The following is a 21885-nucleotide window of genomic DNA, read 5'->3' as shown; positions in this document are numbered from 1 at the left end:
CCTGTCGAACTCGACAAGCCGAAATTAATCACTTGTGCTCGAATAACACCATGGATTCCAGATGCCCAGTGTGCGGGAACATATCCAGCATCGCCAGCCGCTTAATCTGGTAACCCGCATTGACTAACGCTTCGCTGTCACGCGCGAGCGTCGCCGGATTACAGGAAACATAGACTACTTTGCCGGGCGCTAATTTTACAATGTGTTGCATAACACCAGCGGCACCCGCGCGCGCGGGATCAAGAAGTATTTTATCAAAACCCTGACGCGCCCACGGCTGCTTTGTGACATCTTCCTCCAGATTTTCATGAAAGAAGGTCACGTTCTGCAAACCATTTTGTCGGGCATTTTCACGCCCTTTCGCTACCAGTTCGGCAACACCTTCAACGCCCACCACACTTGCCGCCCTTTTTGCCAGCGGCAAGGTAAAATTGCCCATCCCACAGAAAAGATCCAGTACGCGATCGTCCGGCTGCACATCCAGCCATTCCAGCGCACGGGCAACCATTTGCTGGTTTACGCCATCATTAACCTGAATAAAATCCCGTGGACTGAACGTTAAGCGTAGCCCGTCAGAGTTATACCAGGGAGATTCTCCCGTAACATGTTCAAGTATCTCGCTTTCGGGTGCCAGAAAAAGCGCCAGTCCCTCGGAATGCGAAAAGCGTTCCAGTTTTTCCCGGTCAGCAGCGCTCAGCGGTGCGGTATGGCGTAAAATCATCAGCGGACCATTATCCGCCAGTACCAGTTCAACATGGCCCAAATGACGAACCGCTTTTAAGCTCGCCAGACAGGCGTGCAACGGCGCAAGTAATGCCTCAAGACGGGGCACCAGGACCGGGCAGCGTGAGACGTTAATGATGTCGCTGGTATTCGCCTTACGAAACCCCATATCCAGACGCTGGGTTTTGGGCTGCCAGTTCAGACTCAGACGCGCACGGCGCCGATAAGCCCAGGGCGACGCGCAGATAACCTCTTCGACATCATGCTTCATTAAACGGGCAAGGGCGGCGCTTTTGCTGCGCTGTTGCAGGGTCATGCTCGCGTGCTGCTGTTGACAGCCACCGCAGACGCCGAAATGGGGACATGCCGGCGTAACGCGGTCAGGACTGTCGTTCAGACGGCGTTTTACTTCACCGCGCGCAAACTGTCGCTTGTCTTCAGTCAGGGTAATTTCTGCCGTTTCTTTTGGCAATAAACCGGGTATAAACAACGCCTTACCATTATGTCGCGCAACCCCCTGCCCAAAGGGATCGAGGTCGTTTACTGTGACAGTTATGATCTGACGCGTCGTCACGCGTCGTTTTGCAGAGTAGAATTGCGCCATTGCCGAGAATTTTCTCAATTACAGATAATGGCCACATTCTCCCATAACGGAACCCCATGACCAACTACAGCCTGCGTGCGCGCATGATGATCCTGATCCTCGCCCCGACCGTATTGATCGGAGTGCTGTTGAGCATCTTCTTCGTCGTTCACCGCTATAACGACTTACAGCGTCAACTGGAAGACGCAGGTGCCAGTATCATTGAACCCCTTGCAGTCTCCAGCGAATACAGCATGACGTTGCAGGATCGCGAGGCCATTGGCCAACTTATTAGCGTATTGCACCGTCGCCATTCCGAAATCGTGCGTGGTATTTCGATTTATGATGAGCAGAATCATCTGTTCGTCACCTCAAATTTCCAGCTCGATCCGGGTGAGTTACGCCTCGCAGACGGTTCGGCATTTCCAAGACGTTTGAGCGTAACGCGCAAGGGAGACCTGATGATACTGCGCACGCCGATCATCTCGGAGGGCTACTCACCGGATGAGTCCGCCCTGTCCAATGCGAAACCTGCCGGTAATATGCTGGGATATGTGGCGCTGGAGCTGGATCTCAAATCTGTTCGTCTCCAGCAGTACAAAGAAATTTTCATCTCGAGCCTGATGATTCTGTTCTGTATTGGGATCGCACTCATTTTCGGCTGGCGGCTAATGCGCGATGTTACCGGACCTATTCGCAATATGGTTAACACAGTTGACCGTATCCGCCGCGGCCAACTGGACAGCCGGGTTGAGGGGTTTATGCTTGGCGAACTCGACATGCTTAAGAATGGCATTAACTCGATGGCCATGTCGCTGGCGGCCTACCACGAAGAGATGCAGCACAATATCGACCAGTCCACCTCGGATCTGCGCGAAACCCTGGAACAAATGGAGATCCAGAACGTTGAGCTGGATCTGGCGAAAAAGCGAGCCCAGGAAGCGGCACGTATTAAATCTGAGTTTCTGGCCAATATGTCACACGAGCTGCGCACGCCGCTCAACGGGGTTATCGGTTTCACCCGCCTGACGCTCAAATCAGAGCTGAATCCCACCCAGCGCGACCATATGCTGACCATCGAACGTTCAGCCAACAACCTGCTGGCTATCATCAACGATGTGCTCGATTTTTCGAAACTTGAAGCCGGGAAACTGATCCTTGAGAGTATCCCGTTCTTGTTACGTAGTACGCTGGATGATGTAGTGACATTGCTGGCGCACTCGGCCCACGATAAGGGGCTGGAGCTGACGCTTAATATCAAAAATGATGTGCCGGATAACGTTATTGGTGACCCACTTCGCCTGCAGCAGGTCATCACCAACCTGGTGGGCAATGCCATCAAATTCACCGAAAACGGCAATATTGATATCCACGTTGAACGGCGCTCGATAAGTAACAATAAAGTGCAAATTGAGGTGCAAATCCGTGATACCGGAATTGGTATTCCGGAACGGGATCAGTCGCGTCTGTTCCAGGCATTCCGTCAGGCCGATGCCAGTATTTCACGTCGCCATGGCGGTACTGGCCTTGGGCTGGTTATCACCCAGCGGCTGGTCAACGAAATGGGGGGAGATATCTCCTTCCACAGCCAGCCTAATCGCGGTTCCACCTTCTGGTTCCATATCAACCTGGACCTGAACCCTAACGCGATTTCCGAAGGCCCTGCCACCGGCTGTCTGGCCGGCAAACGCCTTGCTTATATCGAACCGAATGCCGCCGCGGCGCAAAGTACGCTGGATGTGCTGAGCACCACACCGCTCGAGGTGGTTTACAGTTCGTCATTATCCGGTCTGCCGCCGGATCACTATGACATCCTGCTGTTGTCTGTTCCGGTCACGTTCCATGAGCCGCTGACCATGCAGCATGAGAAACTCGCGGCCGCAGCGGCAATGGCCGATCATCTGCTGCTGGCGCTGCCCTGCCACGCCCAGATTAATGCCGAAGCGCTTAAGCAGGATGGCGCAGCCGCTTGTCTGCTCAAACCATTAACCTCAACGCGCCTGCTGCCCGCACTGACAGAATATTGCTGCTCAAGCCGTCAAATGGATTCGGTAGATATGAGCAAGTTACCCATGACGGTAATGGCGGTGGATGACAACCCTGCCAACCTGAAACTGATCGGCGCGCTACTGGAAGACCAGGTGCAACGGGTCGAGTTATGCGATAGCGGGTCTCAGGCGGTGGAAAGGGCCAGACAGATGCAGTTCGATCTCATTCTGATGGATATTCAGATGCCGGGCATGGATGGCATCCGCGCCTGTGAGTTAATTCACCAGCTCCCGCATCAACAACAAACGCCGGTGATTGCGGTGACTGCCCATGCGATGGCGGGGCAAAAAGAGAAGCTGCTCAGCGCGGGCATGAACGACTATCTGGCAAAGCCGATTGAGGAAGACAAGCTTTACAATCTGCTGCTGCGCTATAAGCCCGGCACCCTGGCAGGTAATGTTGTCTCCGCACCGGAGCCTGCCGAACCCGAAGAGCCAGCGGATGTTACTCTCGACTGGCAACTGGCGCTGCGTCAGGCGGCAGGAAAACCGGACCTGGCGCGTGAAATGCTGCAAATGCTGGTGGCATTCCTGCCGGAAATTCGCAACAAAGTGGAAGAACAACTGGTTGGGGAGGCGCCAGAAGGACTGCTGGATCTGATTCACAAGTTGCACGGAAGCTGTGGTTACAGCGGCGTACCGCGACTGAAAAAACTCTGCCATCTTATTGAGCATCAGTTACGCAGCGGTGTTCCCGCTGAGGAGCTGGAACCGGAGTTTCTGGAACTGCTTGATGAGATGGACAACGTCACCCGCGATGCCCGTAAGATGATGGGATAATGCAGATACCCTCTCCCGCAAGAGAGGGTAATAATCTTATTTGCCCTGCCCAATTTTCAAAACTGCTGCCACGTTGCGTGCGGTCATACGCACATTTTCTCCTGCGCTGGCCAGCGCATCTTCCAGGGTACAAATTTTATAAATCACGCTGAAAACCGCATCGATACCGTGATCGTGGACGACGCCCACATCCGCCGTCAAACTGCCCGCAATACCAATGACCGGCACGTTATAGCGTTTCGCTACTTTCGCAACACCGACCGGCACTTTGCCATGCACTGTCTGGCTGTCGATCCGACCTTCGCCGGTAATCACCAGGTCGGCATGAGCAACATGTTGATCCAGTGCTAACGCATCGGTGACGATTTCAATGCCCTGACGCAGTTCCGCGCCACAGAATGCATACAGCGCTGCCCCCATTCCCCCGGCTGCGCCACCGCCTGCAAGATTCAGCACATCCTGTCCCAGATCGCGGGCAATAATCTTCGCATAGTGTCCCAGCGCCTGATCCAGCCGGGCGATCATTTTCGGTGTCGCCCCTTTTTGCGGACCAAAGATCGCCGAAGCACCTTCCCGACCCGTTAGAGGGTTCGTTACATCGCAGGCCACCTCAATACGGCACTGAGCAAGTCGTTTGTCCAGTTCACGAATATCGATCCTGGCGAGCATTTCCAGTGCCGCACCGCCCGGTCCAATCTGCTGATCTTCGTTATCCAGCAATTTCGCACCCAGCGCCTGCACCATCCCCGCCCCACCGTCGTTAGTGGCGCTACCGCCAATGCCAATGATGATATGCTTTACGCCTGCATCCAGGGCATGGCGAATCAACTCGCCTGTACCCCATGAGGTGGTGACAAGCGGATCGCGTTGAGCGGGAGGCACCAGTTCAAGACCGCTGGCCGCCGCCATCTCGATAAACGCACATTTTTCGTCGCCTGACAGACCATAAAACCCGTCGACTTGCTCGCCTAGCGGGCCTTTGACTGTAACCGAAACGATACGCCCGCTGGTCGCGGCAACCATGGCTTCAACCGTCCCTTCTCCGCCATCCGCAACCGGCAACTTTACATAGTCAGCCGTCGGGAAAATTTCGCGAAACCCGCTTTCAATCGCGGTCGCCACATCCAGAGCACTCAAACTTTCTTTATAAGAGTCAGGTGCGATAACTATTTTCATAAGCCATCCTTACGCATATTCACTGCCGCAAGCATATACCCGGAAGCTTCTGGAAAATGCCAGCCCGGGCATGGGCCGGCAATTCCATTAACGCACCATGCAGGGACGTTTGTTGTCGAACGTCCAGCCGGGGATAAGGTACTGCATCCCCGCTGCATCGTCGCGCGCGCCCAGACCGTGTTTCTGGTACAGCTCGTGCGCCTTCATTACCTGCTCCATATCCAGCTCCACCCCCAGACCCGGCGTCGCCGGCACCTGCACCCTGCCGCCTTTGATTTCAAACGGTTCTCTGGTCAGGCGCTGGTTGCCTTCCTGCCAGATCCAGTGGGTGTCGATGGCGGTGATGTTGCCCGGCGCGGCGGCCGCCACGTGGGTGAACATCGCCAGCGAGATGTCGAAGTGGTTGTTGGAGTGGGAACCCCACGTCAGGCCGAACTCATGGCACATCTGCGCCACACGCACGGAGCCCTGCATGGTCCAGAAGTGCGGGTCCGCCAGCGGAATATCCACCGACTGCAGGGAGAGCGTGTGCCCCATCTGACGCCAGTCGGTGGCAATCATATTGGTCGCGGTCGGCAGGCCGGTGGCGCGGCGGAACTCCGCCATCACTTCACGCCCGGAGAAACCCTGCTCTGCACCGCACGGATCTTCCGCGTAAGCCAGCACGCCTTTGAGGTATTTACCGATTTTGATCGCTTCATTCAGGGACCATGCGCCGTTCGGATCGAGGGTGACGCGGGCCTGCGGGAAGCGCTTCGCCAGGGCGACAATGGATTCCGCTTCCTCTTCACCGGCCAGCACGCCGCCTTTGAGTTTGAAGTCACTGAAGCCGTATTTTTCATAGGCGGCTTCGGCCAGACGCACGACGGCATCCGGGGTCATTGCCTCTTCATGGCGCAGGCGGTACCAGTCGCATTTATCGTCCGGCTGGCTCTGGTAGGGCAGTGGGGTCGCCTTACGGTTGCCGACGAAGAACAGGTAGCCAAGCATTTCCACTTCGCTGCGCTGCTGGCCGTCGCCGAGCAGGGAGGCGACGTTAACGCCCAGATGTTTGCCCAGCAGGTCGAGCATCGCGGATTCGATGGCGGTGACCACGTGGATGGTGGTGCGCAGGTCAAAGGTCTGCAGGCCCCGGCCCGCGGCATCGCGGTCAGCAAAGGCGCTGCGCACCGCGTTGAGGACATTTTTGTAGGCGCCGTGGGTTTTGCCGACAATCAGCGGTGCCGCGTCTTCAAGGGTCCGGCGTATTTTTTCGCCGCCGGGGACTTCGCCGACGCCGGTATTGCCGGCGTTATCGGTGATGATAACGATGTTCCGGGTGAAGAACGGGGCATGCGCGCCGCTCAGGTTCATCAGCATGCTGTCATGCCCGGCAACCGGGATGACCTGCACTGACGTGACAACAGGAGTCGAACATTGAGAGCTCATATTTTATCCTTTTACTCTGTCACTGACGTCCAAAAACCGGGCGTTTTCTGTCAAATTTCCAGCCGGGAATCAGGTACTGCATCGGACCGGCATCGTTACGCGCCCCCCCGGGCAGGCTTTTGTAGATGGCATGGGCTTTTTCAATCTGCGCCCAGTCAATCTCCACGCCCAGACCCGGCGCATCCGGCACGGCAATCTGCCCACCTTTGATTTCCAGCGGCTGTTTCGTCAGGCGCGCTTCGCCCTCCTGCCAGATCCAGTGGGTGTCGATGGCCGTTGGATTACCCGGCGCCGCCGCGCCAACGTGGGTGAACATCGCCAGTGAGATATCAAAATGGTTATTGGAATGGCAGCCCCAGGTCAAACCCCAGTCATCACACAGTTGCGCCACACGTACCGCCCCGGACAGCGTCCAGAAGTGCGGGTCCGCCAGCGGGATGTCTACCGCATTGAGCATTACCGAGTGGCCCATTTCGCGCCAGTTGGTGGCTATCATATTGGTGGCAACAGGCAAACCGGTGGCGCGACGGAATTCCGCCATCACTTCACGCCCGGAGAAGCCCTGCTCTGCACCACACGGATCTTCCGCGTAGGTCAATACATCCTGCAGGCCTTTACACAGTTCAATGGCTTCATCAAGCAGCCAGGCGCCGTTCGGGTCCACGGTGATACGCGCGTCCGGGAACCGTTTTTTCAAGGCACGGGCCGCATCAATTTCCTGCTCGCCCGGGAGCACGCCGCCTTTCAGTTTGAAGTCTTTAAAACCGTAACGATCCTGAGACGCTTCTGCCAGGCGCACGACCGCGTCACTGTTCATCGCTTCCTGGTGACGCAGACGGTACCAGTCGTGGTTGCCATCGGTTTTATCAAGGTATGGCAGGTCGGTTCTGGTGCGGTCGCCGATATAGAACAGATAGCCCAGTACGGTTACAGCATCGCGCTGTTTGCCTGGCCCCAACAGTTCGCAGACCGGTACGTTCAGCACTTTACCTAACAGGTCGAGCAGTGCGGCTTCCAGTGCGGCCACGGCATTTACGCGCAGTTCAAACGTCCATGCTCCTTTGCCGAAATTATCAAAATCACTCGCCTGGTTACCTTTGTGAACACGCTGAACCACTTTGTTCAGTCGCGCCACCTCCTGCCCCAGAACCATCGGGATAGCATCCACCAGCGTCTGGTAAATTACTTCCCCACCCGGCGCTTCGCCAACGCCGGTGTTACCGGCGTTATCTGTCAGTACTACGATGTTACGTGTGAAATAAGCGTTATGCGCGCCGCCAATGTTCATTAACATGCTGTCATGTCCGGCAACCGGAATGACTTTCATATCTGTAATGACGGGGCTTGCTTGCGTACTCATGATTAGCGTCCTGTGACGGGTTTCAGTTCGATACGTTTGATATCTCCCACCAATACCAGGTAGCTCAATACCGCCACCAGGGCATGGATACCAACGTAGATCAGCGCGCCGTTAAATGATCCTGTAGTCCCAACGATGTAACCGATAGCAATCGGGGTAACGATACCGGAGATGTTACCGAACATATTGAACAGACCACCGCTCAGACCGCTGATTTCTTTCGGCGCCGTGTCGGCCATAACAGCCCAACCCAACGCACCGATGCCTTTACCGAAGAACGCCATGGACATGAAGCCGATAATCATCCACTCGACGTTGGTATAGTTACAGAACACCATCACCATGGAGAGCAGCATGCCAAGGACGATAGGCGTTTTACGCGCAATATTCAGGGAACCCGTACGACGCATTAACCAGTCAGAGATAACCCCGCCGAGCACACCACCCGCAAATCCACAAATAGCCGGGATGGAAGCGATAAAACCAGCTTTCAAAATAGACATACCGCGCGCCTGAACCAGGTAAACCGGGAACCAGGTAATAAAGAAATATGTCAGGGCGTTGATGCAATACTGACCGAGATAAACACCAATCATCATGCGGGAGCCAAGCAACTGCTTGATCTGTCCCCATTTTTGGCTAAACGGTACTTTCGCTTTGTCGCTTTTCTGATCCATGTTGATCAGTGCGCCACCCTCTGCGATGTATTCGAGCTCTTTCTTATTCACCTTCGGATGCTGGTTCGGTTCGTAAATCACCTTAAGCCAAATGAAGCTAATAACGATACCCAGACCACCCATGAAGAAGAACACGTGCGACCAGCCCACCTCATGGGTTAACCACCCCATAATCGGTGCGAAAATGACCGTTGCGAAGTACTGTGCGGAGTTGAAAATCGCCACTGCCGTGCCCCTCTCCTGGGCCGGGAACCAGGCCGCAACGATGCGACTGTTGCCAGGAAAAGAGGGAGATTCAGCCAGCCCTACCAGGAAGCGCAGGGTGAACAGAGCAACGATGATGCCGAAGCCACTGAAAATATCGACAAACCCTTGCAGCAGGGTGAACAGGGACCAGATAAAAATGGACCAGAAATAAACACGTTTGGAACCGAAGCGGTCAAGCAACCAGCCGCCCGGAATCTGCCCTATTACATAGGCCCAGGAAAACGCGGAGAAAACATAACCCATACCGATTGGATCAAGGCCGATATCTTTGGCCATTTCTGAACCGGCGATTGACAGCGTGGCGCGGTCACCGTAGTTGAAGGATGTGACGATAAACAACATCACCACTATCCAGTAGCGAGCATTGGTGCGCTTTTCAGCGCTGCTCGCTGCTTGGCTTAATGTACTCATTGTTGTACTCCCGAAGCATAAATGTTCATGTACATTCATCCGGAACAGGACAGCCTGTAGGGGTGAACCGGATGATGTATCTGTGTTTTTTGCAGTTTTACTGCCGGGTCGCTATTCCCTGCGTACTGCGTTTTTTTAACTTGCGGGAAAAGTATAAAAAGGGGTACCTGAACTCTCACCGTGCAACAACACAACATTGTATGGTCAGGGCATGAAGGTTTCTTGCAAAAGCCCAGGAGGATGGGGACTAACTCACGGAAATGAAAAGTTGGGGCGCTAACATTTGATTAAAAGTCAGCCTGTTTTGAAGAATGTGAAACGTATCGCTTGACGCAGTGTAAATGCCCTTTTAACCGCTGGAAGAATGGAGTTTTTAGTGGCAAACGCCCAGGGCTAACTCGATTCAGTTGCCGCATAATGTGCCATGTCGCTATTTTACCGCTTACGGCTACATAAACAGGTAGCCCTCCTGTAGGGGGAGGGCAAAACCTTACTTTAACAGTGTCGCCCAGTGTTCCACCCACGGGTTAGAAACCGACTCAGGCTCAGGATCCTCGCTGGCATCAATCAGCAAAACGTCTCCTACGCGCTGTGCATTTTGTTCCTGCAATAACGCGTCAAACTGTTTTCCACCGCCGCAGAAATTTGTATATGTGCTGTCGCCCAGGGCAATCACACAATAACGCAGCGCTGGCTGGTAGCCGATCTTGTCGCGAATATACTGAAATAACGGCACAATACTGTCCGGCAAATCACCCTGCCCGGTCGTTGATGTCACTATCAGCGCATATTTATCTTTATAGGCATCCCAGTCCGCAGGTTCCGGATCTTCACATACCGTCGCGCTATGACCCTGCTCGCTCAGAATCGTTTGCGCCTCTTCGGCAACCAGCAACGCATTGCCGTACATCGTGCCAACAAAAATTCCGACTTCCGCCATGGTGCTCACTCCTTGCGTTAAATGTGGATCTCGCCATCCTGACCGCACGGCGAGACAAACTCAACCCTTTCATTGTCAGGGAGAAGTCCCTGCCAGCCAAATTGCGACAACGCCCGCATCCAGACATCATCCAGCCCGGCATGCAGCGTCAACGGTTCGCCGGTAAACGGGTGAGTGAGCGTTAACTGACTGGCATGGAGCATCAGACGGTTACAACCAAAATGTTCGGCAGCGCTGCGGTTCTGACGCAGATCACCGTGCTTACTGTCGCCGATAATCGGATGGCGCAAATGGGCGAGATGGCGACGGAGCTGATGCTTACGCCCGGTTTGTGGGAGCAGTTCGACAAGCCCGTAACGTGTGGTAGGAAATTTACTGGTCGCTACCGGCATTTCGGTGGTCGCCATCCCGCGATAATGGGTCACCGCTGGCTGAGGGCCTTTATCTTCTCGGGCAAATTTGTCCGCGATTTTATCCAGTTCTTCAACCAGTGGGTAATCCAGTACCGCTTCGTCCATCAGCCAGCCGCGCACGATTGCATGGTAACGCTTCTGAATTTGGTGCTGCTCAAATTGCTGCGCCAGAAGACGCCCCGCCTCACTCGATAACCCCATCAGCAATACACCGGAAGTAGGTCTGTCGAGACGATGAGCAGTAAAAACATGCTGGCCAATCTGATCACGGACGGTTTGCATCACCACCACTTTTTCATCCCGATCAAGCCAGCTTCGGTGTACCAGCCAGCCTGATGGTTTATTCACCGCAACCAGCCATTCGTCCTGATAGATAATTTCAAGCATCAGGCTTTATCGTCTGAAAAGAGCGCGTCGAGTTTTTGCAGTTGCTCCAGAATGACGTCACGCGCTGGATGCGTCGAGTCGAGCGCAATTTCGTAGTAAGGCGCAATGGCGAAAGATTCAGGCAGTGGATGTTCACCGTCCAGCAAGGCGTGCATGCGGGGAATTAATACCCATTGCAGCCATTCGAACGGCTCGAGAGTATCCATACAGAAAGGTTGCGTACTGTTGAACACGCTGGCATCCGGCGCAACGGACTGCCATTGGTTATGCTCACGTAACAGCGCCTCGATAAGCACTAATTGCTGGCGCACGCGGGAAGGAAGCGTCATGAAAACCTCGATAACAAACGGACTGGCGCGCAGGATAGCATCTGTAGCGAGAAATAAAAAAAGGGAGCACTGTAAAAACAGTGCTCCCGGTTCGTTTCGCAGCAATCCAGCTACTTTTCGTGCTCCCTGCTCATCCTTGACAACTTTTCCTGCGGGTCTCCTGACCCTTGTTCATCCTTAAACTAGCGCATCCTGCCCACACCACCCCGATGCGGATTAGCCTCATCCGTAAAGCGTGTCCATGATCTTCCTGATCCACCGAACATCCCGACCGGCTCTCATTCTCCCTCCTGGAGGTGTCCTTTAATGCGTTCCTGCATTTTCCCTTTTACTTCATCCAGAAGCCTGTCCGTGAAGCACCATCCTGGTGTATCCCGTCTCGAAACAACATCATCCTGATGTTCGTTTCAGTGTGCGACTCCGTGTCGACGCAGATAGAATTACCCATTCCTCTTCGTCTTACAAGTGCGCCTAAAGCAAATATTTCTCCTGCTAACTATAAATCAACTAAGGTTATTGTTTTTAATTGCTTGATTTAAATTGATAAATAAAAGGCAGGGACGTAAACCGCAGCAATGCGTGCAGGCGATCTCTCACAAGCTTTGTAAGAGATCTCTCACAAGGAGAATAGCAAGAAAGATTACAGAACAGGCTCAAGTTGATTGAGGAAGTCCGCAAGGTCTGAAGCGAGAACCGTGCGCTGGCGAGTGCCCAATGTCTCTTTAATTACTTCGCCACTCAGGTTACACAGCGAGATCACATCAATGTCGCTGTCCAGGGTAGCGATAAAAAGTGTAGGCGAAAGCTTAAGTCTTTTCTGGGTGACCAGGTGGCCAATCAGGTTTTCCTGAACTCGCTGGAAGTCGTCAGCGCTCCAGGTTTGCAGCAGTGTAAGCGTTTCCCCACGGAATGTCGCCTGCATATCCCCGGCAAATTGTGTGGTATAAAACGCGCGAAGCGCAGGTTGTACCATAATATCCATCGCACGTTCAATCGCGTTTACATTTTGCTCCGGTAAAAAGGGCTGCGGCTGCCACGTGACAAGGGTATCAGTCGACGAGATAATGCACGGCGAAGGCACGCCATACAGCTCTTCACTTTGCGGCCAGGTACCGTACGACTGCCGCCATGCATCGCAATAGCGCGTAGTAAACGCTTTCAGGGCAAGGGCTATCTCTTTTTCCACCGCTTTCTCTCTTCATCTAAGCCAGGATACACTTCGCCTATTAGTGTACCCGTAAATATGGCGATGAAACATGTCTTCCTATGATAACCACCAGGCGCTGTCTGGTCTGACGCTTGGCAAAACCACCGACTACCGCGATCGCTACGATGCCAGCCTGCTGCAAGGCGTTCCACGCAGCCTGAACCGCGATCCGCTCGGATTAAAAGCAGAAGATCTGCCCTTCCATGGCGCAGATATCTGGACGTTATATGAACTCTCCTGGCTTAATGCCAACGGTCTGCCGCAGGTGGCAGTCGGCCACGTGGAGTTAAACTACGCCAGCATTAACCTGGTGGAGTCGAAAAGCTTTAAGCTCTACCTTAACAGTTTTAACCAGACCCGCTTCGCAAGCTGGGACGAAGTACGTGACACACTTGAGCGCGATCTTAGAGCCTGCGCGCAAGGCGAGGTTTCCGTCGCGCTATACCGGCTCGATGAAATTGAAGGCCAGCCTGTTGCCCACTTCCACGGCACCTGCATTGACGACCAGGATATTGTCATTGATAACTACGACTTCGATGCCGCGCTGCTGACGAATGCGGCAAGCGGCAAAGTGGTGGAAGAGACGCTGGTTAGCCATCTGCTCAAATCGAACTGTCTGATCACCCATCAGCCCGACTGGGGCTCCGTGCAAATCCAGTATCGTGGCCCGAAAATCGACCGGGAAAAACTGCTGCGTTATCTGGTCTCCTTCCGCCATCACAACGAATTCCATGAGCAGTGCGTCGAACGCATCTTTACCGATATTCAGCGTTTTTGTCAGCCAGAAAACTTAAGCGTTTATGCCCGTTACACCCGACGTGGTGGGCTGGATATCAACCCGTGGCGCACGAACACCCTGTTTATTCCCGCAACCGGGCGTCTGGTTCGCCAGTAAACCCCACTATTTTTGCTATCTGCGAGGGAGATTCATCGCGGCAGGTTGTTAAACGTCACAACCCGAGGCTATTGTAATCATCAGGGAAGATACAATTTTCATCCCGTAAGGAGTTCACTTGATTACACATATTAGCCCGCTTGGCTCAATGGATATGTTGTCGCAACTGGAAGTCGACATGCTGAAACGCACGGCCAGTAGCGACCTGTATCAACTGTTTCGTAACTGTTCACTCGCAGTACTTAACTCCGGAAGTCTGACTGATAACAGCAAAGAATTGCTCTCTCGTTATGAAAGCTTTGATATCAATGTATTACGCCGTGAACGCGGCGTAAAACTGGAGCTTATCAATCCGCCAGATGAGGCGTTTGTCGACGGACGTATTATTCGCTCGCTGCAGGCAAACCTCTTCGCCGTCCTGCGTGATATTTTGTTTGTGAATGGACAAATTCACAGCGCCGGGCGGCTCCAGCATCTGAATCTTGAAGACTCTATCCATATCACCAACCTGGTCTTCTCTATTTTGCGCAATGCCCGTGCGCTGCACGTGGGTGAAGCGCCAAATATGGTCGTATGCTGGGGCGGTCACTCTATCAACGAAACGGAATACCTCTACGCGCGCCGCGTCGGCACCCAGTTGGGCTTGCGCGAACTGAACATCTGTACCGGTTGCGGTCCAGGTGCGATGGAAGCGCCGATGAAAGGTGCGGCAGTAGGACACGCCCAGCAGCGCTATAAAGACGGGCGTTTCATCGGTATGACCGAACCCTCTATCATTGCCGCTGAGCCGCCTAACCCGCTGGTAAATGAGTTGATCATCATGCCGGACATTGAAAAACGTCTGGAAGCCTTTGTCCGCATTGCCCATGGCATCATCATCTTCCCGGGCGGTGTGGGTACGGCAGAAGAGCTGCTCTATCTGCTGGGCATTTTAATGAATCCGGCCAACAAAGATCAGGTATTGCCGCTGATTTTGACCGGGCCGAAAGAGAGTGCCGATTACTTCCGCGTGCTGGATGAGTTTATCGTCAACACACTGGGGGTTAGCGCACGTCGTCACTATCGCATTGTTATTAACGACGCAGCCGAAGTGGCCCGCCTGATGAAAAAAGCCATGCCACTGGTAAAAGAGAACCGTCGCGAAACCGGCGATGCCTATAGCTTTAACTGGTCAATTCGCATTGCGCCAGATTTGCAGGTACCGTTCGAACCGACGCATGAAAATATGGCAAACCTGAAACTTTACCCTGACCAGCCCGTTGAGGTTCTGGCAGCCGATCTGCGCCGGGCCTTCTCGGGCATTGTCACCGGTAACGTGAAGGAAATGGGTATCCGGGCGATTGAAAAATACGGCCCGTACAAAATCCATGGTGATCGCGACATGATGCGTCGCATGGATGATTTACTGCAAGGCTTCGTCGCTCAACACCGTATGAAGCTTCCCGGCTCGGCCTACATTCCTTGCTACGAAATCTGCACCTGAACCATAAGGGCGGCCTATGTCGCCCTTTTCTTTATTTCGCCAGCCAATCGTTTGCGTCGCCCTGACACAACAGATAAATATTCACAAAACCGATATTAATGCTGATAAAACCCTAAAACACGCAAATCAGGCAGGTCTTTTATCGCGTTTTAACCCGCATACTTTGCTTGTGAATCCCGCCAGTGATAGCCTTCGCGACCATAAATTTTATGCGGCGATCTGTTAGCAGAGCTTTACCCCAGCAATAGCCATATAAAAAGTAGATTATTGCATTTGCGATCGGGATCACTGATCCATCCATAACATAAATGTATCGTGCCGCCCGCCAATAATTACGAGAAGAAATTATAAGAAAACCGTAGAAGCGCAGAATTTCGTATTACCGCCGTGTTCTTTGGCATTGGATTTGACCAAAAAACGGCATTTACTTCCCTGGAGATATTAGATGGAAACGACTCAAACCGGCACCGTTGCTTCAATCGAGACACGAAGCGCATGGCGTAAAACGGACACCATGTGGATGCTCGGACTGTATGGCACCGCTATTGGCGCAGGGGTTCTGTTCCTGCCCATTAATGCGGGTGTTGGCGGGATGATCCCGCTGATCATTATGGCGATTCTGGCTTTTCCAATGACGTTCTTCGCCCACCGCGGCCTGACTCGTTTCGTCCTTTCTGGTAAAAACCCAGGAGAAGACATCACCGAAGTTGTCGAAGAACATTTCGGTAAAGGCGCCGGTAAGCTCATTACCCTGCTCTATTTCTTTGCTATTTACCCGATTCTGCTGGTGTATAGCGTGGCGATTACCAATACGGTGGAAAGCTTTATGACCCACCAGTTGGCCTTAAACCCGCCGCCGCGCGCTATCCTGTCGCTGATTCTGATTGTCGGCATGATGACCATCGTACGTTTCGGTGAACAAATGATCGTCAAGGCGATGAGTATCCTGGTATTCCCGTTTGTGGCCGCACTGATGATGCTGGCGCTGTATCTGATCCCGCAGTGGAGCACCAGCGCGCTGGATACACTCTCTTTGAGCCACGCAAATGAAACAGGCAATGGCCTGTGGATGACGTTATGGCTGGCGATTCCGGTAATGGTGTTCTCCTTTAACCATTCACCGATTATCTCCTCCTTCGCTGTCGCAAAACGCGAAGAGTACGGCGTTGAAGCCGAACGTAAATGTTCGCGCATTCTCTCTTACGCACACATCATGATGGTACTGACCGTGATGTTCTTCGTATTCAGTTGTGTGCTGAGCCTCTCCCCGGCAGACCTGGCAGCGGCAAAGGCACAGAACATCTCCATTCTGTCGTACCTGGCAAACCACTTTAACGCGCCAGTCATCGCCTGGATGGCACCGATTATCGCGATTATCGCTATTACCAAATCCTTCCTCGGCCACTATCTGGGGGCACGTGAAGGTTTTAACGGTATGGTGATTAAGTCCCTGCGTGGTAAAGGAAAATCCATCGAAATCAATAAACTGAACAAAATTACCGCGCTGTTTATGCTGGTGACAACCTGGGCCGTTGCGACATTGAACCCGAGCATTCTCGGGATGATCGAAACCCTGGGCGGCCCGATTATCGCGATGATTTTGTTCCTGATGCCGATGTACGCCATTCATAAAGTACCGGCTATGCGTAAATACAGCGGCCATATCAGCAACATTTTTGTAGTTGTGATGGGTCTTATCGCTATCTCCGCAATCTTCTTCTCTCTGTTCAGCTAATGCCTTAGCGCCGTCAGTGCGGCGGCGCTTTTTCCTGATCTTTTTAGCCATGGATACTGCATCATGATCAGCGTATTCGATATTTTTAAAATCGGTATTGGTCCTTCCAGCTCTCACACCGTTGGGCCAATGAAAGCCGGTAAGCAGTTCACGGACGACCTGATCGCACGCGACATGCTGCAAAATGTCACCCGCGTTGTGGTTGACGTTTACGGTTCCCTCTCACTGACCGGGAAAGGTCACCATACGGATATCGCCATCATTATGGGGCTGGCGGGAAACCTGCCGGACACGGTGGATATCGACGCCATTCCTGAGTTTATTCAGGACGTTAATACCCACGGACGGTTGCTGCTGGCAAACGGCGCCCATGAAGTGGAATTCCCGGTCGATAAATGCATGAATTTCCATGCTGATAATTTATCGCTGCATGAAAACGGGATGCGTATTACCGCCCTGAAGGGTGAAAAAGTTCTCTATAGCCAGACTTATTACTCCATCGGCGGCGGTTTTATTGTTGATGAAGCCCACTTTGGCCAGAGCAATAACGCCCCTGTCGCCGTGCCTTATCCGTACAAATCTGCTGCGGATCTACAGCAACACTGCCGTGAAAGCGGACTCTCCCTTTCCGGCCTGATGATGCAAAACGAGCTGGCGCTGCACAGTAAGGCTGAGCTGGAGGCGCATCTTTCCGCCGTATGGGACGTCATGCGCAGTGGAATCGAACGCGGTATCACCACCGAAGGCGTACTGCCAGGCAAACTGCGCGTTCCGCGCCGGGCGGCGGCATTGCGACGTCTGCTGGTAAGCAGCGATAAAACCACCAGCGACCCGATGGCGGTGGTCGACTGGATTAACATGTTCGCGCTTGCCGTCAATGAAGAAAACGCGGCGGGCGGTCGTGTGGTGACGGCCCCGACCAACGGCGCCTGCGGTATTGTGCCAGCAGTGCTGGCCTACTACGACAAGTTTATCCGTGAGGTCAACGCTAACTCGCTGGCACGCTATCTGCTCACTGCCAGTGCTATTGGCTCGCTTTATAAAATGAATGCCTCAATTTCCGGTGCGGAAGTGGGTTGCCAGGGTGAAGTCGGCGTCGCCTGCTCTATGGCCGCCGCCGGGCTGGCTGAACTTCTCGGTGGAAGTCCGGCCCAGGTGTGTATTGCCGCAGAAATCGGCATGGAGCATAACCTTGGACTGACCTGCGATCCGGTAGCCGGACAGGTGCAGGTACCCTGTATTGAGCGCAACGCCATCGCCTCGGTAAAAGCGGTAAACGCCGCGCGGATGGCCCTGCGCCGGACCAGCGAGCCACGTGTTTGCCTGGATAAAGTTATCGAGACAATGTACGAAACGGGTAAAGATATGAATGCTAAATACCGCGAAACCTCTCGTGGTGGTCTGGCGATGAAAATCGTGGCCTGCGATTAATCATCCGACGCCTCGTTTTGCGAGGCGTCTTCCCGAATCCTCTGCTACGGATAGTCTCCCGCCCCCGTCAATGTTACCCTGTGCGCCTGTATCAGGGCCTGGAGGGAACGGTGGCTATCCATCTGCTTATTGTTGACGCACTCAACCTTATTCGACGTATTCACGCGGTTCAGGGTTCGCCCTGCGTCACCACCTGCCAGCACGCACTGGATCAGCTCATTCTCCACAGCCAGCCCACCCATGCAGTCGCCGTGTTTGACGATGAGGCTCGCAACCAGGGCTGGCGACACCAGATGCTGCCCGATTACAAAGCCGGCAGGCCTCCGATGCCGGAAACGCTGCATAATGAGATGCCGGACCTGCGTGCTGCGTTTGCGCAGCGCGGCGTACAAAGCTGGGTGTCGCCGGGCAACGAGGCTGACGATCTGGCCGCCACGCTCGCCTGTAAAGTGGCGGTGGCAGGACATCAGGCCACTATTGTCTCGACGGATAAAGGCTATTGCCAGCTTCTGGAGCCTGGCATCCGTATTCGCGACTATTTTCAAAAGCGCTGGCTGGACGCCCCTTTTATCGCCAGCGAGTTCGGCGTTTCCCCCCGGCAACTCCCCGACTACTGGGGCCTTGCGGGCATCAGTAGTTCAAAAATACCCGGGGTCGCAGGGATTGGCCCGAAAAGTGCGGCGCAATTGCTGACCGACTTTCAGGATCTGGAGGGCATTTATGCCCGTCTGGACGAGGTGCCGGAGAAATGGCGCAAGAAGCTTGCTGAGCATAAAGAGATGGCCTTTGTGAGCCGCGATATCTCACGCCTGCAAACGGATATTCATATTGACGGTAACTTGCAGCAACTGCGTCTTTCCCGATAACCACCGCTATCCGACAATGTTAATTGAAAAAAAGATCGCGCCGGCATGTAGCCTGTAAAAGCGGGCGAGCGAGCAAACTGACCTGCGAGGCAGGTCAGTCAGACGGCAAAGTCTTAGCGCTCGTCGCGACGGCCACCCACCGCAGCCCACCAGCGACGGACGTGGACCGTCACTTCTTCGCGGTCATGGTAAAGCTGGCGCGCCTGAATCTCAGCATTGATGCCATGCTCTTTCAGTTGTTCCTGAATATACGCCAGGTTCTGCGACACCTCTTCATAACGCTTTTTCATCGGCAGCTTGAGGTTGAAAATGGTCTCCCGGCACCAGCCATTAACCAGCCACTGCGCCATCAACGCGGCGACTTTGGCCGGTTTTTCGACCATATCGCAGACCATCCATGAAATGTTGTTACGGTTCGGACGATAGCGGAAGCCATCTTCGCGCAGCCAGGTTACCTGCCCGGTATCCATCAGGCTTTGTGCCATCGGGCCATTATCAACCGAGAAAACCCACATATTGCGTTTCACCAGTTGATAGGTCCAGCCGCCAGGACAGGCCCCCAGATCCACCGCGTACATACCATTCGCCAGGCGCTCATCCCACTCATCGGCCGGGATAAACACATGGAATGCCTCTTCCAGTTTCAGCGTTGAGCGGCTCGGCGCATCAGCAGGAAACTTAAGACGCGGAATGCCCATATAAAACGGTGAATTATTGGTGGTGTAAGAGTAACCGGTATAGCAGCAGCCTGGCGCGATGAAGAAGACATGCACCACCGGGCGCTTCGGCGTCTCGTAGTTGACCAGAATGCCCGCCTCACGCAGCGCCGCACGCAGCGGCACGGTGAACTTGCGGCAGAACTTCATCAGCTCTTTGCTTTCGTTGGTATCTGCCACTTCAACGCGCAAATCACCGCCTTTTTCCACGACACCCTGCAACATACCCACGATCGGAGTGATGCGATCTTCCGGCGGCAGATTCTGTAATAGCTCGCCCACCACGAACATCTGACGAGCGAAGATCAGCGAACTGAACGGCAGTTCGCGCGCCAGCTTGTCCGCGTCATCTGGTTGATAACATTCAAAAATGACGTAACCCGCGTTCTCTTTGACACGGGCAAAGCCAAACACCTCACGGCGCCCGGCTTTGTCGGTAATCTCTGCGGCACACTCTTTTTCGAAACCAGGGCGGCACAGTAAAACAACTTTATTCATGAACAACGCCCTTACGTTTCAGACGGATTGCACCAATAAACATTAACACCCACCCAGCCAGAAAGCAGACGCCGCCAACAGGGGTGACAAACGCCCACAGACGCAGATGCGAAAGCGCCAGGCAATACAGACTGCCGCTAAATAACACCGTGCCCAGGGCCAGAAAGACACTACTCCAGTAAAACCAGATGCTGATACGACGCTGCATCGCCACCGCAAGCCCCAGAACCGCCAGCGTATGGAATGCCTGATAGTTAAGGCCGGTCTGGATCCAGCCCATCTCAACAACACCCATCGATTTACTTAAAACATGTGCGCCGAATGCTCCCAGCGCGACATAAACAAAACCGCTTACAGCGGCGAAAATCAACATGAAACGGCTGGTCATGTGCGTACCCTAAAGTCATGCGCTTACCGCGCGTACAATTATTGTTCGTAGCGGAAACGGAATTTTTCCTGCTCGCTTGCCGCTTTTGCCAGGATCCACTGTCGAAAGGCGGCTATTTTACCCAGTTCTGCCTGGCTGTCATGACAAACCAGATAAAACGCGTTCTTACTGACCAGAACATCATTAAATGGGCAGACCAGACGGCCTGCTTCAATTTCGGACTGCGCCATCACATTGTTGGCCAGTGCGATCCCCTGTCCATGGATTGCTGCCTGTAGCACCATCGCGCTATGGCTAAAAATAGGTCCCTGCTGAACGTTAAGATTAAGACCCAATTGCCGCGTATAAGTTTGCCAGTCCCGACGAGACGCATCATGCAACAGTGTGTGTTGCGCCAGATCCGCCGGCGTTTTCAATGGTTTATCGCCGGTTAATAATAACGGTGAACAGACCGGCAACAGATATTCCGCGTACAATTTTTCGACACGCAGTCCCGGCCAGTTGCCGCGACCGTAAAAAATGGCCACGTCAACATCATCCGCCAGTTTGTCTTCCTGGCGATCTACAGCCTGGATTCGAACGTCGATTCCCGGATAAGCTGAATTAAAGCTAGAGAGGCGGGGTACCATCCATTGAATGGCGAAACTGGGCAGTAAACTGACCGTCAGCGCCCCCTTAGCACTGCGGGCCTGGAGTTTACGCGTAGCTTCGGTCAGTTGGGAAAATATCTCTTTAATATCCTGAAAATAACTCTGCCCTTCCTCGGTTAATAGCAGAGAACGATTACGCCGACGAAATAATTTGAGGCCCAGAAAATCCTCGAGAGACTTGATTTGGTGGCTTACTGCGGCCTGCGTCACAAATAGCTCATCTGCCGCGCGAGTAAAACTTAAATGGCGCGCTGCAGCATCAAAAACACGTAATGCATTAAGGGGTGGTAATCGCTTGGACATGGTTATCAGGCTTTGATGTTAATGCGTTTTAACAAACAGGAAACAACATGTAACCTATTAGTTTTTTTTATCTGAGCCATTATAATTTGTCCGTTGAGCTTCTACCAGCAAATACCTATAGTGGCGGCACTTCCTGAGCCGGAACGAGAAGCTTTTTTTGGAATGCGTGTTCTGAAGGGCTTTTGGCTTAC

General features: G+C 53.6%; 18 protein-coding genes. 6 read left to right on the top strand and 12 right to left on the bottom strand.

Annotated features, from left to right (window positions below; translation table 11 throughout):
* Positions 1 to 28: 28 nt before the first annotated feature.
* The gene (gene rlmD, locus AAIG39_RS08860; RefSeq protein ID WP_343193650.1) at positions 29 to 1327 is read right to left on the bottom strand and encodes a 23S rRNA (uracil(1939)-C(5))-methyltransferase RlmD; all 1299 of its coding nucleotides are present in this window, start codon (positions 1325 to 1327) and stop codon (positions 29 to 31) included.
* A 56-nt stretch (positions 1328 to 1383) separates the two neighbouring features.
* On the opposite strand from rlmD, the gene barA reads away from it, so the two are divergent.
* Positions 1384 to 4134, top strand: coding sequence for a two-component sensor histidine kinase BarA (gene barA / locus AAIG39_RS08855; protein WP_249573026.1), 2751 nt, complete (start codon positions 1384 to 1386; stop codon positions 4132 to 4134).
* A gap of 36 nt (positions 4135 to 4170) precedes the next feature.
* Here barA and AAIG39_RS08850 read toward each other — a convergent pair whose 3' ends face one another.
* The 8 genes from AAIG39_RS08850 to syd all read right to left on the bottom strand — a co-directional run bounded on the left by AAIG39_RS08850 (position 4171) and on the right by syd (position 12708).
* Positions 4171 to 5310 carry a glycerate kinase gene (locus AAIG39_RS08850; protein ID WP_343193649.1) on the bottom strand — a complete coding sequence of 380 codons (1140 nt, stop codon included), beginning with the start codon at positions 5308 to 5310 and terminating at the stop codon, positions 4171 to 4173.
* A gap of 87 nt (positions 5311 to 5397) precedes the next feature.
* Entirely contained in the window at positions 5398 to 6738 is a 1341-nt protein-coding gene (gene gudD / locus AAIG39_RS08845) for a glucarate dehydratase (protein ID WP_343193648.1), read from the bottom strand.
* 19 nt (positions 6739 to 6757) lie between these two features.
* Positions 6758 to 8098, bottom strand: coding sequence for an enolase C-terminal domain-like protein (locus AAIG39_RS08840; RefSeq protein WP_090088540.1), 1341 nt, complete (start codon positions 8096 to 8098; stop codon positions 6758 to 6760).
* Between the two features lie 2 nt (positions 8099 to 8100).
* Positions 8101 to 9453, bottom strand: a complete 1353-nt coding sequence (locus tag AAIG39_RS08835) for an MFS transporter (protein WP_249573172.1) — start codon at positions 9451 to 9453, stop codon at positions 8101 to 8103.
* A gap of 490 nt (positions 9454 to 9943) precedes the next feature.
* Entirely contained in the window at positions 9944 to 10393 is a 450-nt protein-coding gene (locus tag AAIG39_RS08830; RefSeq protein ID WP_343193647.1) for a flavodoxin, read from the bottom strand.
* Between the two features lie 17 nt (positions 10394 to 10410).
* Positions 10411 to 11193 carry a tRNA pseudouridine(65) synthase TruC gene (gene truC, locus AAIG39_RS08825; RefSeq protein WP_090088547.1) on the bottom strand — a complete coding sequence of 261 codons (783 nt, stop codon included), beginning with the start codon at positions 11191 to 11193 and terminating at the stop codon, positions 10411 to 10413.
* On the bottom strand, positions 11193 to 11522 hold the full coding sequence (locus AAIG39_RS08820; protein WP_343193646.1) for a YqcC family protein: 330 nt from the start codon (positions 11520 to 11522) through the stop codon (positions 11193 to 11195). Before AAIG39_RS08820 ends, truC begins: the two co-directional genes overlap by 1 nt.
* Positions 11523 to 12162: 640 nt before the next feature.
* Positions 12163 to 12708, bottom strand: coding sequence for a SecY-interacting protein (gene syd / locus AAIG39_RS08815; protein WP_343193645.1), 546 nt, complete (start codon positions 12706 to 12708; stop codon positions 12163 to 12165).
* 70 nt (positions 12709 to 12778) lie between these two features.
* On the opposite strand from syd, the gene queF reads away from it, so the two are divergent.
* The 5 genes from queF (at position 12779) to xni (ending at position 19139) form a co-directional block, all read left to right on the top strand.
* On the top strand, positions 12779 to 13624 hold the full coding sequence (queF, locus tag AAIG39_RS08810; RefSeq protein WP_343193644.1) for an NADPH-dependent 7-cyano-7-deazaguanine reductase QueF: 846 nt from the start codon (positions 12779 to 12781) through the stop codon (positions 13622 to 13624).
* 118 nt (positions 13625 to 13742) lie between these two features.
* Complete coding sequence (gene ppnN / locus AAIG39_RS08805) at positions 13743 to 15107, top strand: nucleotide 5'-monophosphate nucleosidase PpnN (RefSeq protein ID WP_343193643.1); 1365 nt, start codon at positions 13743 to 13745, stop codon at positions 15105 to 15107.
* Between the two features lie 445 nt (positions 15108 to 15552).
* Positions 15553 to 16842: an HAAAP family serine/threonine permease gene (locus AAIG39_RS08800; RefSeq protein ID WP_090088557.1), complete on the top strand. Its 1290-nt coding sequence runs from the start codon at positions 15553 to 15555 to the stop codon at positions 16840 to 16842.
* A gap of 63 nt (positions 16843 to 16905) precedes the next feature.
* On the top strand, positions 16906 to 18273 hold the full coding sequence (locus AAIG39_RS08795; RefSeq protein WP_343193642.1) for an L-serine ammonia-lyase: 1368 nt from the start codon (positions 16906 to 16908) through the stop codon (positions 18271 to 18273).
* A gap of 110 nt (positions 18274 to 18383) precedes the next feature.
* Positions 18384 to 19139: a flap endonuclease Xni gene (xni, locus tag AAIG39_RS08790; RefSeq protein ID WP_343193641.1), complete on the top strand. Its 756-nt coding sequence runs from the start codon at positions 18384 to 18386 to the stop codon at positions 19137 to 19139.
* A 113-nt stretch (positions 19140 to 19252) separates the two neighbouring features.
* On the opposite strand, the gene rlmM is transcribed toward xni, so the two are convergent.
* The 3 genes from rlmM to gcvA are packed head-to-tail and all read right to left on the bottom strand — an operon-like array spanning position 19253 to position 21694.
* Positions 19253 to 20353 (bottom strand): 23S rRNA (cytidine(2498)-2'-O)-methyltransferase RlmM, encoded by a 1101-nt coding sequence (gene rlmM, locus AAIG39_RS08785; protein ID WP_047369048.1) that lies wholly within the window; start codon positions 20351 to 20353, stop codon positions 19253 to 19255.
* Positions 20346 to 20741 (bottom strand): DUF423 domain-containing protein, encoded by a 396-nt coding sequence (locus tag AAIG39_RS08780; RefSeq protein WP_039077090.1) that lies wholly within the window; start codon positions 20739 to 20741, stop codon positions 20346 to 20348. The genes rlmM and AAIG39_RS08780 overlap by 8 nt, the downstream gene beginning before the upstream one ends.
* A 38-nt stretch (positions 20742 to 20779) precedes the next feature.
* Complete coding sequence (gcvA, locus tag AAIG39_RS08775) at positions 20780 to 21694, bottom strand: glycine cleavage system transcriptional regulator GcvA (protein ID WP_039077091.1); 915 nt, start codon at positions 21692 to 21694, stop codon at positions 20780 to 20782.
* Positions 21695 to 21885 lie beyond the last annotated feature (191 nt).

The organism is Phytobacter palmae (assembly GCF_039409775.1).
In the GTDB taxonomy this organism is placed as follows: Bacteria; Pseudomonadota; Gammaproteobacteria; order Enterobacterales; family Enterobacteriaceae; genus Phytobacter; species Phytobacter palmae.
Note: the sequence above shows the minus strand (reverse complement) of the source record. Positions and strands in the feature narration are given on the sequence as shown.

Excerpts from the sequence above, each read along its gene's own strand:
- barA (WP_249573026.1), top strand. The coding sequence starts at position 1,384 with ATGACCAACTACAGCCTGCGTGCGCGCATGATGATCCTGATCCTCGCC.
- AAIG39_RS08800 (WP_090088557.1), top strand. The coding sequence starts at position 15,553 with ATGGAAACGACTCAAACCGGCACCGTTGCTTCAATCGAGACACGAAGC.
- AAIG39_RS08820 (WP_343193646.1), bottom strand. The coding sequence starts at position 11,522 with ATGACGCTTCCTTCCCGCGTGCGCCAGCAATTAGTGCTTATCGAGGCG.
- AAIG39_RS08835 (WP_249573172.1), bottom strand. The coding sequence starts at position 9,453 with ATGAGTACATTAAGCCAAGCAGCGAGCAGCGCTGAAAAGCGCACCAAT.
- gcvA (WP_039077091.1), bottom strand. The coding sequence starts at position 21,694 with ATGTCCAAGCGATTACCACCCCTTAATGCATTACGTGTTTTTGATGCT.
- AAIG39_RS08850 (WP_343193649.1), bottom strand. The coding sequence starts at position 5,310 with ATGAAAATAGTTATCGCACCTGACTCTTATAAAGAAAGTTTGAGTGCT.
- truC (WP_090088547.1), bottom strand. The coding sequence starts at position 11,193 with ATGCTTGAAATTATCTATCAGGACGAATGGCTGGTTGCGGTGAATAAA.
- AAIG39_RS08840 (WP_090088540.1), bottom strand. The coding sequence starts at position 8,098 with ATGAGTACGCAAGCAAGCCCCGTCATTACAGATATGAAAGTCATTCCG.
- AAIG39_RS08795 (WP_343193642.1), top strand. The coding sequence starts at position 16,906 with ATGATCAGCGTATTCGATATTTTTAAAATCGGTATTGGTCCTTCCAGC.
- AAIG39_RS08830 (WP_343193647.1), bottom strand. The coding sequence starts at position 10,393 with ATGGCGGAAGTCGGAATTTTTGTTGGCACGATGTACGGCAATGCGTTG.
- rlmD (WP_343193650.1), bottom strand. The coding sequence starts at position 1,327 with ATGGCGCAATTCTACTCTGCAAAACGACGCGTGACGACGCGTCAGATC.
- rlmM (WP_047369048.1), bottom strand. The coding sequence starts at position 20,353 with ATGAATAAAGTTGTTTTACTGTGCCGCCCTGGTTTCGAAAAAGAGTGT.
- gudD (WP_343193648.1), bottom strand. The coding sequence starts at position 6,738 with ATGAGCTCTCAATGTTCGACTCCTGTTGTCACGTCAGTGCAGGTCATC.
- AAIG39_RS08780 (WP_039077090.1), bottom strand. The coding sequence starts at position 20,741 with ATGACCAGCCGTTTCATGTTGATTTTCGCCGCTGTAAGCGGTTTTGTT.
- queF (WP_343193644.1), top strand. The coding sequence starts at position 12,779 with ATGTCTTCCTATGATAACCACCAGGCGCTGTCTGGTCTGACGCTTGGC.